The organism is Tsuneonella suprasediminis (assembly GCF_003605755.1).
Classification (GTDB): domain Bacteria; phylum Pseudomonadota; class Alphaproteobacteria; order Sphingomonadales; family Sphingomonadaceae; genus Tsuneonella; species Tsuneonella suprasediminis.
Genome location: NZ_RAHJ01000019.1, coordinates 427,372 through 441,487 on the forward strand (window position 1 = coordinate 427,372; position 14,116 = coordinate 441,487).

Annotated in this window: 16 protein-coding genes and 1 other annotated feature; of the genes, 13 read left to right on the forward strand and 3 right to left on the reverse strand. The window is 58.7% G+C overall.

The window, feature by feature from the left end:
* Nucleotides 1-9 precede the first annotated feature (9 nt).
* The 5 genes from D6858_RS11900 to D6858_RS11920 all read left to right on the forward strand — a co-directional run bounded on the left by D6858_RS11900 (nucleotide 10) and on the right by D6858_RS11920 (nucleotide 3,844).
* Entirely contained in the window at nucleotides 10-972 is a 963-nt protein-coding gene (locus D6858_RS11900; protein WP_165859701.1) for a TraB/GumN family protein, read from the forward strand.
* Nucleotides 969-1,856 (forward strand): TraB/GumN family protein, encoded by an 888-nt coding sequence (locus D6858_RS11905; RefSeq protein WP_120110603.1) that lies wholly within the window; start codon nucleotides 969-971, stop codon nucleotides 1,854-1,856. The genes D6858_RS11900 and D6858_RS11905 overlap by 4 nt, the downstream gene beginning before the upstream one ends.
* A gap of 147 nt (nucleotides 1,857-2,003) precedes the next feature.
* Nucleotides 2,004-2,666: a 50S ribosomal protein L25/general stress protein Ctc gene (locus D6858_RS11910; protein ID WP_120110606.1), complete on the forward strand. Its 663-nt coding sequence runs from the start codon at nucleotides 2,004-2,006 to the stop codon at nucleotides 2,664-2,666.
* 148 nt (nucleotides 2,667-2,814) lie between these two features.
* The gene (pth, locus tag D6858_RS11915) at nucleotides 2,815-3,384 is read left to right on the forward strand and encodes an aminoacyl-tRNA hydrolase (protein ID WP_120110610.1); all 570 of its coding nucleotides are present in this window, start codon (nucleotides 2,815-2,817) and stop codon (nucleotides 3,382-3,384) included.
* A 241-nt stretch (nucleotides 3,385-3,625) separates the two neighbouring features.
* Entirely contained in the window at nucleotides 3,626-3,844 is a 219-nt protein-coding gene (locus D6858_RS11920; protein WP_120110613.1) for a PEP-CTERM sorting domain-containing protein, read from the forward strand.
* Between the two features lie 100 nt (nucleotides 3,845-3,944).
* Here the strand turns inward: D6858_RS11920 and D6858_RS11925 are convergent, their stop codons facing one another.
* The gene (locus D6858_RS11925) at nucleotides 3,945-5,033 is read right to left on the reverse strand and encodes a YeiH family protein (protein ID WP_240623824.1); all 1,089 of its coding nucleotides are present in this window, start codon (nucleotides 5,031-5,033) and stop codon (nucleotides 3,945-3,947) included.
* A 112-nt stretch (nucleotides 5,034-5,145) separates the two neighbouring features.
* Here D6858_RS11925 and D6858_RS11930 point away from each other — a divergent pair, with 112 nt between their 5' ends.
* From D6858_RS11930 to D6858_RS11955, 6 genes are all read left to right on the forward strand, one after another.
* Nucleotides 5,146-6,039 carry a LysR family transcriptional regulator gene (locus D6858_RS11930; protein ID WP_120110618.1) on the forward strand — a complete coding sequence of 298 codons (894 nt, stop codon included), beginning with the start codon at nucleotides 5,146-5,148 and terminating at the stop codon, nucleotides 6,037-6,039.
* 108 nt (nucleotides 6,040-6,147) lie between these two features.
* Nucleotides 6,148-7,248 (forward strand): redox-regulated ATPase YchF, encoded by a 1,101-nt coding sequence (gene ychF / locus D6858_RS11935; protein WP_120110620.1) that lies wholly within the window; start codon nucleotides 6,148-6,150, stop codon nucleotides 7,246-7,248.
* A gap of 62 nt (nucleotides 7,249-7,310) precedes the next feature.
* Nucleotides 7,311-8,585, forward strand: coding sequence for an alkaline phosphatase family protein (locus D6858_RS11940; protein ID WP_120110623.1), 1,275 nt, complete (start codon nucleotides 7,311-7,313; stop codon nucleotides 8,583-8,585).
* 63 nt (nucleotides 8,586-8,648) lie between these two features.
* Nucleotides 8,649-9,452 (forward strand): DUF1206 domain-containing protein, encoded by an 804-nt coding sequence (locus D6858_RS11945; RefSeq protein ID WP_120110626.1) that lies wholly within the window; start codon nucleotides 8,649-8,651, stop codon nucleotides 9,450-9,452.
* Nucleotides 9,453-9,501: 49 nt separating this feature from the next.
* A complete protein-coding gene (locus tag D6858_RS11950; protein ID WP_120110628.1) occupies nucleotides 9,502-10,260 on the forward strand; it encodes a MauE/DoxX family redox-associated membrane protein in 759 nt (252 codons plus the stop codon).
* 17 nt (nucleotides 10,261-10,277) lie between these two features.
* Complete coding sequence (locus D6858_RS11955) at nucleotides 10,278-10,742, forward strand: MaoC family dehydratase (RefSeq protein ID WP_120110631.1); 465 nt, start codon at nucleotides 10,278-10,280, stop codon at nucleotides 10,740-10,742.
* An 8-nt stretch (nucleotides 10,743-10,750) separates the two neighbouring features.
* Here D6858_RS11955 and D6858_RS11960 read toward each other — a convergent pair whose 3' ends face one another.
* Complete coding sequence (locus tag D6858_RS11960; protein WP_120110633.1) at nucleotides 10,751-11,251, reverse strand: hypothetical protein; 501 nt, start codon at nucleotides 11,249-11,251, stop codon at nucleotides 10,751-10,753.
* A gap of 82 nt (nucleotides 11,252-11,333) precedes the next feature.
* On the opposite strand from D6858_RS11960, the gene D6858_RS11965 reads away from it, so the two are divergent.
* A protein-coding gene (locus tag D6858_RS11965) for an IS3 family transposase (RefSeq protein ID WP_120110636.1) occupies nucleotides 11,334-12,562 on the forward strand; the annotation gives its coding sequence in 2 pieces (ribosomal slippage) (nucleotides 11,334-11,622 and nucleotides 11,622-12,562; 1,230 coding nt in all).
* Nucleotides 11,615-11,731: a sequence feature (AL1L pseudoknot), on the forward strand. (Overlaps the previous gene by 117 nt.)
* On the opposite strand, the gene D6858_RS11970 is transcribed toward D6858_RS11965, so the two are convergent.
* Nucleotides 12,526-13,254, reverse strand: a complete 729-nt coding sequence (locus D6858_RS11970) for a hypothetical protein (protein ID WP_120110640.1) — start codon at nucleotides 13,252-13,254, stop codon at nucleotides 12,526-12,528. The genes D6858_RS11965 and D6858_RS11970 overlap by 37 nt on opposite strands.
* Nucleotides 13,255-13,344: 90 nt before the next feature.
* On the opposite strand from D6858_RS11970, the gene D6858_RS11975 reads away from it, so the two are divergent.
* Nucleotides 13,345-14,116, forward strand: a protein-coding gene (locus tag D6858_RS11975) for an IS5 family transposase (protein WP_120106682.1) whose coding sequence is annotated in 2 segments (ribosomal slippage) — nucleotides 13,345-13,663 and nucleotides 13,663-14,116 — 773 coding nt annotated over the 2 segments. Because the reading frame shifts where the segments join, the coding sequence is not laid out codon by codon here. This gene is flagged as partial in the annotation.

Sequence of the window (14,116 nt, forward strand, 5' to 3'; positions counted from 1 at the left end):
ATTCGTTCTGTGACAAGGATCAACTACGTGCGAAATCTGCTGAAAAAATCGACTTCTACGCTGGCATCATTCGCGGTGCTGTTTTCAACCGCCGGCTGTGCCACTGCCCAGGCGGAGCAAGTCACCAGCGCGCCCGCGCCGGTCACCACCGCCGCCCCGTCGGAGACGCCTGCAGGTCCGGCGCTGTGGAAGATCGCCGACGATGACACGACGATTTATCTGTTCGGCACGGTCCATGCCCTGCCCGACGATCTCGACTGGAAAACAGGCCAGATCGGCGCAGCTCTCGAAACGGCGGATACGCTCGTAACCGAAGTGGTCGTCAGCGACAGCAACACCGCAGAGATGCAGAAAATCGTCGCGGCGAAAGGGATGCTGCCTGCCGATCAGACCTTGCGTGCACTGCTGAATGACGATCAGCGTGCAAAATACGACGCAGCGATGACCGGGCTCGGCCTGCCCACCAATGCCTTCGACCGGTTCAAACCGTGGTACGCTTCACTGCTGCTCACGATGATACCGCTCGCTCAGCAAGGGATAGATGTTGCCAACGGCGTCGAAAAATCGCTCGAAGCCAGTACCCGCCCCGAAGTGAAGCGCGAGGCGCTGGAGACGGCCGAGTATCAGCTTTCGCTGTTCGACAGCCTCTCGCAAGAATCGCAAATCGACATGATGATGAAAACCATCGACGGGCAGGACAAAGTTGCCGAACAGCTTGAGGCGATGATTGCCGACTGGCTGGCAGGCGATGCCGACGGACTGGCCAGGTTGATGAATGAAAGCATCGACGAACCCGCTCTGCTTGAACGCCTTCTTTACCAGCGCAACCGTAACTGGGCGCAGTGGCTTCAGAAGCGGCTCGACATCCCCGGCACAGTGTTTGTCGCGGTTGGCGCGGGCCATCTAGCCGGGCAGAACAGCGTTCAGGAAGACCTGACGAAAATGGGCATCAAGGTAGATAGAGTACAATGATACGTTGGTTTCTGGGTGCGCTGGCCACAATTGCATTGCTGGCCAGCGCGGGGTGCGGCGAAAAGGCGTCGCCCCCGGCAGCCCCTGCCCCCTCCCCTGCCCTGTGGTCGGTTTCGGATGAAAGCGGCAGGACTTTGGGCTGGCTGTTCGGGACGATCCATGCGCTTCCCGACGGCACCCAGTGGCGCACGCCTGCAATCGACAAAGCCATCGTCGATGCAGGCGAGTTGGTGGTGGAGGTCAAGGATCTAGACGATCAGAGCAAGTTGGCGGCCACTTTCACCCGCATGTCGCATACCGATGGCCTGCCACCGCTCAGCGAGCGGGTTTCACCCCGCCTCCGCGGCAAACTGGCGGAACTGTTGAAGAAAGGCGGTTATCGCGAGGCGGATTTCAAAGCGATCGAAACCTGGGGCGCGGCGATTATGCTGGCGCAACTTGCCGATAATTCGAGCGGCGAGAACGGAGTGGATAAGGCGCTGATCCGCGATTTCCATGCCCGCCCGGTTGAAGAGCTGGAGGGCGTGGAGGGCCAGTTCTCCATCTTCGACAAACTGCCTGAAAAGGATCAGCAGGATCTTCTCGGTGCGGTTCTGGAAGAAGATACCATGACCACCAGCGATACCGCCCGCCTTGCCAAACTATGGCTCGCCGGGGACATGGAGGCAATTTCCAAAGAGAGCGACGAAGGCATGCTGGCCGATCCCGAACTGCGGAAAGCGCTGCTGACCGATCGCAACGAACGCTGGGTCGACATGATCGCTGAACGGCTGGACACAGGCAAAATGCCATTGGTGGCCGTCGGGGCGGCACACCTTGCCCCACCTGCCGGTCTGCCCGAACTCCTGCGGGCGAAAGGGTACGAAGTAACGCGGGTGAAGTGAAACCCACGGGGCGAAGGGGGCGCACACCTGTCGTGCGCCCTTGCCTTTTGCCGTTCTTCCGCTTAATGGCGCGCGCTTCGGCGTCATGGTCATCCCTGGAGGCGTGGCGGACCGAAACATTCTAACGCATTTCGAAAGGCACTACCGATGAGCGACGCTCTGACCCTGCCGGCCGAGACGCGCGACCGGGCTGGCAAGGGAGCCTCCCGGGCACTGCGTCGCGATGGCCGTGTCCCCGCCGTGATCTATGGCGGCAAGGAAGAACCTGTAACGATCCACGTCGAAGCCAAGGAACTGATCCGTCAGCTCGACACCGGCCACTTCATGAACTCGATCGTGATGATCGAAGTCGGTGGCGAAAAGCTGCGTACTCTTCCCAAGGACGTCGCATTCCACCCGGTCACCGACCGTCCGGTCCACGCCGACTTCCTGCGCCTTGCCAAGGGCGCGAAGGTCGATGTGCAGGTTCCGGTGGTGTTCACCAACGAAGAAGCCAGCCCGGGCCTCAAGAAGGGCGGCGTGCTCAACGTTGTCCGTCACGAACTGGACCTCGTCTGCGAAGCGGACAAGATCCCCGGCGAGATCGAAATCGATGTCACCGGCAAGGACGTGGGCGATTCGATCCACATCAGCGAAGTGAAGCTTCCCGCCGGTGCGGAAAGCGCGATCACCGATCGCGATTTCACCATCGCCACGCTGGTCGCTCCGTCCGCTCTCAAGAAGAGCGAGAGCGAAAGCGGCGACGAAGTACCTGCCGATGGCGTTGCAGCCACCGAACAGGGTTCGGACGAAGGTTCGAGCGAAGGCTGATTGCCCACCTTCCTGCGTTCAGCGCACAATCGAAACGCCGGCCCAGCAATGGGTCGGCGTTTTGTTTTGGAAAGACGAGATCGATCCGCTCTCGCCTCTCCCGCCTCTCCGCCCTTGCGTCAGGCGCGATCGTGGCTAGAGAGACGCGATGCAAATCTGGGCAGGTCTTGGAAACCCCGGTCCGCAATATGCGATGCACCGGCACAACGTCGGCTTCATGGCGTGCGACGTGATCGCGGAAATGCACGGGTTCGGGCCAGTGCAAAAGAAGTTTTCCGGATGGGTGCAGGAAGGGCGCATCGGACGGGAAAAGGTGCTCCTCCTCAAGCCCGCTACGTATATGAACGAAAGTGGCCGTGCGGTTGCCGAAGCAATGCGGTTTTACAAGCTGGAAACCGACGCCCTGACGGTGTTCCACGACGAACTCGATCTCGCCCCATTCAAGGTAAAGGTTCGGACAGGCGGCGGTCTGGCCGGGCACAACGGGCTGCGAAGTATCAATCAGCATCTCGGCCCCGAATTTCGGCGAGTGCGGATCGGCATCGGGCATCCCGGCCACAAGGATCGCGTTACCGGGCACGTGCTGGGCAATTTCGCCAAAGCAGAAATGGACGATCTGGTTCAGATGCTCGGCGCGATCGGGGCAGAAGCGGAATGGCTCGCCAATGGCGACGATGCCCGCTTCATGAGCGAATTTGCCCTGCGGATGCAGGATTGAAAGACAAGCCAGCAAGCAGGCATTTCTCGCATTCGCATCCGATCGTCAGGCCCAACGCATTACGCAGCATCGCGCCACTGGCGTTGCGGATTCCCGGCTATTGCCAACACAGTCCAATTAAGACTGCGACAGGGAAGTGTCCCATCGCGAAACGGCCAGCTCGAATTGCTGGTATCTGTCGATATTTGTGGAAGGGTGTGCCCGAACGACTCCGTAACGCCAGTTCAACAGGGAATTCTATATGCGCCTTGCACGCAATTTGCTCGCCGGCCTTGCTCTTGCCACGGTCGCCGCACCTGCACTCGCGATGACCACTCCGCCGACCGAACCCGGCACCGGAAGTTCCAGTGGTGGTTCCGGCAGCAGCGGTGGAACCGCGGTGCCTGAACCGGGCATGTTCGGAATCATGGGCCTTGCTCTGGCGGGCGTTGTGATCGCCCGTCGTCGGCGCAAGAGCTGACGTCCAGCTATATCACTTTCCCAAGCTAACTGTTGCAGCCCCGGTGGGATGATCTCCCCCGCCGGGGCAGCTTTGCCGTTCGTCGCGACATTTTGACCATTTATGCGATGTGCAGCACCGCAATCAGCGCAAAACTCATCGCGAACAATCCGATCAATGACAGTATAACTGCCGTTGTAACACGCGCGCCTGCACCGACGATTGATCGCACATCCACTCCCAGACCCAGGCCAGCCATCGAAACCACTGTCAAAAGCGTGGCGATGTGACGGATCGGTTCAATCGCCATGCGCGGAATCAGACCGGCTGAACGGCATAAGGCGAGAACAACAAAGCCAACGATGAACCACGGAACTAGCTGACTCAGCCTCGGTTTAGCGAGTGCGGTGTCAACGCCCCCTGCCGTCTCCGCCAATTCCGAAGGGCGAGCCATGCGCGGTGCGATCAGCGATAGCACCACACATACCGGGCCGAGCATCAGCACTCGCACCAGCTTGACCAAAGTACCGGCCTGAACCGCGATCGATCCGTATGAAGACGTTGCGGCAATTACTTGTGGAACTGCATAGACTGTAAGCCCTGCGAGCGCGCCGAAGGCAAGCTGGCTCATACCCAATGTCACCCCCACTACAGGCAACCCAACGACAACCGCGATGCCCAATACGGCGGTGAACGCAATCGACGCGGCAACATCATCACTGTCCGCTCCAATGATCGGAGCGACGGCTGCGATAGCGGAGTTGCCGCAAATCGAGTTCCCGCACGCAATCAGGATTGCCATTCGAAGCGGCAACCTGAGAGCGGCCGCAATCGCAAGGCTGACTGCAATGGAAACGGCAATGATAGCAGCGATGCCGATGATCAACCCCGGCCCTGCCTCCGCAATCATCCGCGCGCTCAACGATGCGCCCAGCAACACCACCGCGATTTCCAGCAGGTACTTGGCACTGAAATCGATCCCGATTTCAACGCGGGTGGGCGGGGTCCAGACAGCCCTGATCGCCGTACCGATCAGGATTGCCAGAACAAGCGCCTCCACCCACGCCCGGCCAGCCAGCGCGACTTCGGCATGTTCGACGAGGAAGGCAGCGACAGAAATCGCTGTACAGATAGCGATGCCGGGGATTGGCATTTTCAATTTGGGTAGCCACCCTTCCCCGCCCATGAGTATTGAGATTCCAGTGTTCATCAGAGCGAAATTCCTTTCGCCACAACTTTTATGAACCGGAAATCAAACGATCCAACTGATAGGTTTTATTATTTTAATCGATTTTGCTTATTGATTGTTTTATCAGGCGCCTATGACTCTGGAGCAATTACGCATTTTCGTCTGCGTGGCGGAGCGGCAGCATATGACAGCCGCCGCGGGCGAGCTGAACATGACACAATCCGCAGTTTCATCTGCCATCGCCGCACTGGAAGAACGCCATGCAACGAAGCTGTTCCACCGCGTAGGGCGCGGTATTGGCCTGAACGAAGCCGGGCGGATATTTCTGGGCGAAGCACGTAGCGTTCTGGCGCGTGCGAAGGAAGCCGAAACGGTTCTACAGGAACTGCGAGGGCTGGAACGAGGCACACTTCGGATCGTCGCCAGCCAAACCATCGCGGCATACTGGCTGCCGCCGAAACTTGCGTCGTTCCGACAGGCTTATGCTGGAATTGAGATCGACGTGGCAATCGGCAATACCGAACAGGCGGCAGATCGTTTGCGAGAGGGGGCCGCCGACCTCGCGATTGTAGAGGGGGAGATCGATGATCCTGCCCTCGCCAGCTGGCCAATGGGGGAAGATCGCCTGAAACTGGTCAGCGCCGAACCGTTTGAAGATAAGCGGATCGATGCCAAATGGCTGAAACGTGCCAGTTGGATCATGCGAGAGCAGGGATCGGGCACACGATCCACTCTGGATCGCAATCTGCGCCAGATGGGCATTGATCCCGCATCCCTGAAAGTTGCGCTCGTCCTACCCTCGAACGAAAGCGTGCGAACCGCGGTGGAGGCGGGCGCCGGTGTGGCAGTGCTTTCTTCACTGGTGGTCGATCCGGCAATATCCGAAGGGAGGCTGCACAGCGCTCCGATCGATTTCCCGATACGGCGTTTCTTCGGCATGCGTCATAAAGAACGGTATCGCACGAAAGCATCCGATGCCTTTACCGATCATTTCGATGAACCACGAAAGAGCGCTCGATCTCGCTGATCGCTGTTTTATGGTGGACAATGATCGCACACACCGTTCAGCGTGGCCTAGCTTTTCGATCACACAGCGCCTATCCGCGCGCAAACACCAAACTGTCCGGAGTATTCGATGGGTTTCCGTTGTGGAATCGTCGGGCTGCCCAATGTCGGCAAGTCCACCCTGTTCAACGCGCTGACTGAAACGCAGGCGGCGCAGGCGGCGAACTATCCGTTTTGCACGATCGAACCGAACGTCGGACAGGTTTCTGTGCCCGATCCGCGGTTGGACAAGATCGCTGCCATCGGCGGCAGCGCGAAGATTATTCCGACGCAGCTCGCTTTCGTCGATATCGCCGGACTGGTGAAAGGCGCGAGCAAGGGCGAAGGTCTGGGCAACCAGTTCCTCGGCAATATCCGCGAAGTCGATGCCATCGTCCACGTCCTGCGCTGTTTCGAAGATGACGACATTCAGCACGTGTCCAACAAGGTCGATCCGATTGCGGATGCCGAAGTGGTCGAAACCGAACTGATGCTGTCCGACCTCGAAAGCCTGGAAAAGCGTGTGCCTGCCGCTGCGAAAAAGGCGACTGCAGGCGACAAGGAAGCCAAACTGACTGCCAGCGTTCTGGGGCAGGCGCTTGAACTGCTGCGAGAAGGTAAGCCCGCACGACTGACCGAGCCGAAGGATGACGAAGAAGCGCGCATTTTCCGGCAGGCACAACTGCTGACTGCCAAACCCGTGCTCTATGTCTGCAACGTTGCGGAAGAAGATGCCGCCAACGGCAATGACCTGTCTGCGAAGGTATTCGAGAAGGCTGCTGCCGAAGGGGCGCAGGCGGTGGTCGTTTCCGCCGCTATCGAAGCGGAACTGGTGGGCATGGAGCCCGAGGAACGCAGCGAATATCTCGCGGAACTAGGGTTGGAAGAAACCGGCCTCGCCCGCGTTATCCGTGCCGGTTATGACCTGCTCGGCCTGCAGACCTTCTTCACTGTTGGTCCTAAGGAAGCGCGTGCATGGACATTCCCGAAAGGCGCGAAGGCACCGCAGGCTGCTGGCGAAATCCATTCCGATTTCGAACGCGGCTTTATCCGCGCAGAAACGATGGCATTCGACGATTACGTCGCGCTGGGAGGCGAGCATGGCGCGCGCGAAGCAGGTAAGCTGCGTCAGGAAGGCAAGGAATATCTGGTGCAGGATGGCGACATCATGCTGTTCAAGTTCAACGTCTGACATCGGGCTTTCTGAACCCGATTGTCTCTGTTCAGACAAATTCGCATGACATGGGGGCGGCTATGAAATTCTTTGTTCGCACAATCGCCATTGCCGCCCTCGCCCTGGTCGGCGCCTGCACTACCCCAGCCCCGACTATGCCGGTGGCACACACTCCACCGGTGGAGAATAAAGCACCGGTGACGATCCTCGTGTCCATCGACGGATTTCGCGCCGATTATCTCGACCGGGGTATTACGCCCACGCTTTCGGCACTCGCCAGCGATGGTGCGCGGGGCCCGATGGCGCCGTCTTTCCCCAGTAAGACTTTCCCTAACCACTGGACTCTGGTGACTGGCAAAGTCCCCGATCACCACGGTATCGTGGCCAATAAGATGGAGGATCCCCGCCGCCCCGGCGAAGTATTCACCATGGCAAGCGACGACCCATTCTGGTGGAACGAAGCCGAACCGATCTGGGTGACAGCGGAAAAGGCCGGAGTGCGTACCGCTACGATGTTCTGGCCCGGTTCCAATGTCGGCTGGGGTGGCAAGCTGGTGCCGCATGGCTGGGGCGCTGTCGAAGGCGGCACACGCCCTGCAGACTGGCAACAGTTCAATCAGCAGATCGATAACACCCAACGGGTGAATGCTGTGCTCGACTGGATACGCCGACCGCCAAGCATTCGTCCGCAGTTCGTGACCTTGTATTTCGACACAGTCGATACGGCGGGCCACCAGAGCGGACCCGATGGGGCGGCGGTCAACGAAGCGATTGCCGATGTGGACCGCCATATCGGCAATCTGGTCGAGGGTCTGAAGGCTCTGCATCAGCCAGCCAACCTCATCATTGCATCCGACCACGGCATGGCCGCGACCAGCAATGAGCGCGTGATCGCTCTCGACACGATTGCCGATCCTTCGCTCTATCGTATTGTAGAAAGCGGCCCTTTCGCCGCGCTCCAGCCAACTGACGGTAACGAGATCGCGCTGGAGAAGGCGCTGGTTGGAAAGCACGGCCATATGGAATGCTGGCGCAAGACGGAGATTCCCGCGCGTCTGCAATACGGCACCAATCCGCGCGTTCCGCCGGTTTTCTGCCTTGCCGACATCGGGTGGCTTATCCTGCCGAAAGCGGCGACAAGCGAATTCGCCGGCGGCACCCATGGCTATGACAATCAGGCTCCCGAAATGCGCGCACTGTTCATCGCCAACGGCCCTGCGTTCCGGCACGGCATTACCCTCGCCCCCTTTGCGAATGTCGATATTGCTCCGCTTCTGCGGCACCTTCTCGGCTTGCCCGATATCGCGGATCTGGACGGGGAGATCGATCCGCTCAGGCCCGCTTTGCAAAACTAAGTATCGGCAAAAGGGCACTTTTTTCCAATACACCCGTTACTCTCCCAACAATGGAGAGTATCGATGCCCAACGTCGACAAATCGCAAAGTTTTATCGCTCTGGTGCGGGTTGGTTATGCCGCGCGGGGGATTACCTACATGCTGCTCGGCTATCTCGCTTTGACGACCGCTCGCAAAGCGGAAGGCGGCGCCAAGTCGGCATACGATTATATCGATCAGGTCCCGCTTGGCACTCCGATCCTGAACCTGATGGCTTTTGGTTTGCTGGCCTACGCCTTGTTTAAGCTGGCGTCGGGCGTCGCCGATATTCAACACCGGGGCCGCGACGCGATGGGCATTGCAAAGCGGATCGGTGATGTCGGTAGCTGTGTGGTTTATCTGATATTATCTTTCGCCGCATTCCAGTTCGCCAATGGCACTCGCGAAACTGCCAGCGGCAACAGTCAGGAGATGGCGCAATCGGTCCTGGCATGGCAAGTCGGTGGCATCGTGATCGGGCTGATCGGTTTGGGCCTTGTCGCGGCCGCCGCCATGCAGGCGAAGCAAGCGATCACCGCCGGGTTCATGGATCGCATCAGTCCGCATGCGCCAACCTGGATCGAACCGCTTGGGCGTGTGGGATCGGCAGCACGCACGGTGACCTTCGGCTTGATAGGATGGTCGCTGATAAAGTCAGCATGGCTCGATTCCTCTACACAGGTCAAAGGCTTAGGCGAGGCACTGTTGTCCCTGAGAGACATGGGTATAATTTATGCGCTGGTGGCGTGCGGGCTCATTCTGTTCGGGCTGTTCAGTTTTATTGTCTCACGTTATCGCATCATACCGGATTTCGATGCATCCGGCCTCAAACCCAGATTTCGGGCCTGATACGTAGCCTTCCGTTGATCGGAACGTTCGCGGCCCCATATGGCTCGTCATGAGCAACGCTGCCCCCTCTGCCAAGACCGCCAAAATCTATCGTATGGTGATGGACAAGCACGTCTGCCCCTACGGCATCAAATCCAAATGGCTACTGGAACGGAACGGCTATCAGGTGGAAGACCACCATCTGACCACGCGTGAGCAGACAGACGCGTACAAGCGCGAAAACAATGTCGAAACCACACCGCAAACCTTCATCGATGGCCAGCGGATCGGCGGCTACACCGATCTTCGCGCGTTCTTTGGCAAGCCATTACCACCGGAGGGAAGGACCAGCTATAAACCTGTGCTCGCCGTGTTTGGAATCGCAGCGGCATTGGCGTTGGCTGTCAGCTACTCGGCCTTCGGCAACGCCTTCACCGTGCGGACCGGTGAATGGTTTCTGGCATTTTCGATGGCAATTCTCGCAATGCTCAAGCTGCAGGATGTCGAGAAGTTTTCGAGCATGTTTGTCGGCTATGACCTGCTGGCGCGCCGCTTTGTTCCTTATTCCTATCTCTATCCGTTTCTGGAGGCGCTGGCTGGCGTATTAATGGCCAGCCATGCTGCGATGTGGCTGTCCATTCCAGTGTCGCTGTTCATCGGCACAATCGGCGCCGCCAGTGTGTTTTACGCGGTCTATGTTCAGAAGCGGGACATCAAATGCGCTTGCGTCGGCGGCTCTGGCAACGTCCCGCTCGGCTTCGTATCGCTGACAGAGAACCTTGCTATGATCGCAATGGCGATCTGGATGATCGTGCGCTACGTGATTTAAGAATCACGGGAGCGAACATGGATTACTTCGAAGATATCGCAGTCGGGAAAAAGTCGTCTTTCGGCCATTACGAGGTAACGCGGGAAGAAGTCATCGACTTCGCCAGCAAGTACGACCCGCAGCCTTTCCACCTTGACGACGATGCAGCGGCTCAAACGCATTTCGGGCGGCTCTCTGCCAGTGGCTGGCACACATGCGCGATGACAATGGCGATGCTGGTCGAGAATATGAAAGAGCACAAGCAAGCAGGGCTTGGATCCCCCGGCGTTGACAACCTGCGCTGGATCAAGCCGGTATATCCCGGCGACACCCTGCGCGTCGAAAGCGAAGTGCTGGAAAAACGCCGCAGCCAGTCACGCCCGGAAATGGGCATTTTCAAGAGCCGGGCGACCGTTTTCAATCAACACGACGAACCGGTGATGAGCATGGTGTCCAACGGACTGATCGCCGTTCGCGACCCGGATGCACCGATAGAGAGTTAGGCTCAGGATCAGGCACCGCACTGCGCGGTGCCATTCGCTTCATAAACGATCTGATCGCGAGAGTTTTTCAGCACCATTCGCGCGGGATAATTGACCGTTTCGCCGCCGGTCTTCTCCCCCTCGTCCTTCGCTACGTCGATCATAAAATTGTATTCACGCCCATCGTAACGCCCCCAGGCCTCGCCCGGCAATTTTCCGCTCCCCTTGTCGGCAGCGAAAATCATCATTTTGTCATCGATTTTCATATAACCATGATCGTCCATCGCGATGGCCACCGCGCCCAGCTCCTTACCGGGCGCGAAGCTACAGGAAGCGCCGTATATCCCCGCTTTCTCGATATCGGGATAGAGGATCGCCTGCGGATTGACCGGCACTGGCGGAGGGGTGCTTGCTGCCTTCACCGCGGCTACGTCCTTCGCATCCTGCGCCGCGCGCTGAGCCGGGGTCATTTCCTCTTTGCCACACCCAGTGGCCAGCAACGCCAGAATCGGCACAACCCACAAACGCATCAATGCCTCCCAAACAGTTTTTCGACGTCTGAACCGCCCCGGGATTGCCGGAGGCCCTAACTCCTGAGAGGAAGGGTCTACGATGAGCAAGACGACGAACAAGTTTTCCCCTGAGGTTCGTGAGCGGGCAGTTCGCCTGGTGCTGGATCAGGAAGGTGAGCATCCATCCCGCTGGGCAGCGATCACATCCATAGCCGCCATGATCGGCTGCTCGGGGCACACGCTTCTGGAGTGGGTGAAGAAGGCTGAGGTGAACAGCGGCAAGCGCGCCGGCGTTCCCACCGAGTTGGCCGACCGCTTGAAGGCACTGGAACGCGAGAACCGCGAGCTGCGGCAGGCCAACGAGATCCTGCGCAAGGCTTCCGCATATTTTGCCCAGGCGGAGCTCGACCGCCCGTTCAAGCGATGACCAGCTTCATTGATGAGCATCGGGGTGAGTATGGGGTCGAGCCGATCTGCCGGGTTCTGCCGATCGCCCCATCCACCTACCATGAGCGAGTGGCACAGCGCCGCGATCCGTCGCGCCTGTCGGCACGTGTCCAGCGCGACGAGGCGATGAAGCCCGAGGTTCGGCGCGTGTTCGATGCCAACTTCAAGGTCTATGGCGTGCGCAAGGTGTGGCGGCAGATGCAGCGGGAGGGCTTCGACATTGCCCGCTGCACGGTCGAACGGCTGATGCGTGATCTGGGCCTGCAGGGCGTGATCCGGGGCAAGCCGATGAAGACGACGATCAGCGACAAAGCGGCACCGTGTCCGCTCGACCAGGTCAACCGCCAGTTCCACGCGCCGGCGCCCAACATGCTGTGGGTGTCGGACTTCACTTACGTCGCGACATGGTCAGGGTTCGTCTACGTGGCCTTCGTGATCGATGTCTACGCCCGCTATATCGTGGGCTGGCGGGTGAGCAGGACGGCGCATGCCAGCTTCGTGCTGGATGCCCTCGATCAGGCGATCCATGATCGGCGCCCTGTCCATCGAGGTGGCCTGATCCATCACAGCGACCGCGGCAGCCAATACGTGTCGATCAAGTATACCGAGCGACTTGCCGAGGCCGGGATCGAGCCATCGGTAGGGAGTGTTGGCGACAGCTACGACAACGCCTTGGCTGAGACGATCAACGGCCTTTACAAGGCCGAGGTCATCCATCGGCGGGGACCGTGGCGGTCCTTTGAAGCCGTTGAATATGCCACGCTCGAATGGGTGGACTGGTTCAACAACCGGCGATTGCTCGCGCCCATCGGCAACATCCCGCCTGCCGAAGCCGAGGAACGATACTACGCCATGCTGGACGACACGCCCATGGCCGCATAATTTAAGCCGAATGGCCTCCGGCAATCCCGGGGCGGTTCACCTGCTCGTTTCTCTTCCTCGATTAGGAATTCCAACATATAGTGCCGATAATACTCATTGAGGTCGTAAGCAGACGTTCGGCGCACGATTGCCTTAGGGACAAGCAAAAGCTTTCCCTTTGACGTTAGAGGTAGCTCCACCGATTTTGTTTCCCACCGCTTGGCTACCGAATTCCAAATCGGGCCTGACTCGATTCCCTGCTCAAGCGGAATATCAAGCTGCCGACATTGCTCCTGCGTGTATGCAATTAGCTGAGAGCGCACGATATTCGTTGTGATATCGGAAACGATATCGACGCCGATACCCATGATAAGCAACACAGTGTCTTCAAGGTCATTAATCAGGCCAGATTTTGCGGCCTGACTTTGGCTGAGTGCCTCCCAAACATCATGAGCCGAACCTTCACCGAGAGCGCGTCCTCGTGACTTGCCGCGCGAATTCCCAAGGTGTGTTTCGTTTGGCTCGCGCAATTCAAGCAGGAGCCGCTCCGCTTCATCACCCTTATCTTCTTTAATCAGGGCAAGCACAGTCCCGAAGAAATTCTGGATTGATGAGACACAGCTATCGGCCCATTCCGAATGAAGAAGCGTGAATGCTCGTGGGCTGACGAAGAGCTTCGTATCGGTGGAGACGTCCACATCTACAAAGTCCAAGGTCGCTTGCGAGCGTCCTAGGTGGTAAACTCATAAACTGGCTTGCGCGATGTAGATTGGATTGATTCAAGGCATTTGAAGGATCCTTGGATGAGCCGTCGCAGATTTGAGCTTACGGATTTCGAGTGGTCGGTGATCGAGCCGTTGTTGCCGAACAAGGTGCGCGGTGTTCCGCGTGTTGATGATCGTCGGGTGATCAATGGGATATTGTGGCGGTTTCGCACAGGCAGCCCCTGGGCGGATATCCCGGAGCGCTATGGGCCATACACGACGTGCTACAACCGTTTCGTGCGTTGGCGCAAAGCTGGCGTATGGGACCGGCTTCTGTCCTCCGTCAGCGCCGCTTTCGATGGCGAACTGGTCATGATCGACAGTTCCTCGATCCGGGTCCACCAGCATGGTGCGACCCTAAAAAGGGGGACCCCAATCGCTGCATGGGACGTTCCCGGGGCGGCCTGACTACCAAGATCCATGCGCTGGTTGATGGCCGGGGTTTACCGGTCGGCCTGCATCTGTCGGAAGGACAAGCCAGCGATTGCCGCGAGGCTGTAGCGCTGCTTGATGTCGTACCACCCGGCAGCACTTTCCTGGCTGACAAGGCCTATGACAGCGATGCTATCCGCGCACGGATCGAAAGCAACGGCGGCTTCGCCAACATCCCGGCAAAGCGTAATCGACGAAAGGGCTTCGCCTTCAGCGCCTTCCTCTACCGCTATCGCAACCTGATCGAGCGCTTCTTCGGAAAACTCAAACACGCCAGAGGATTGGCGACACGCTACGACAAACGCGCCGATAACTTCCTCGCCGCCATCAAGCTCTTCTCAGCACGGTTATGGATCGCAGCTAATGAGTCTACGGCCTA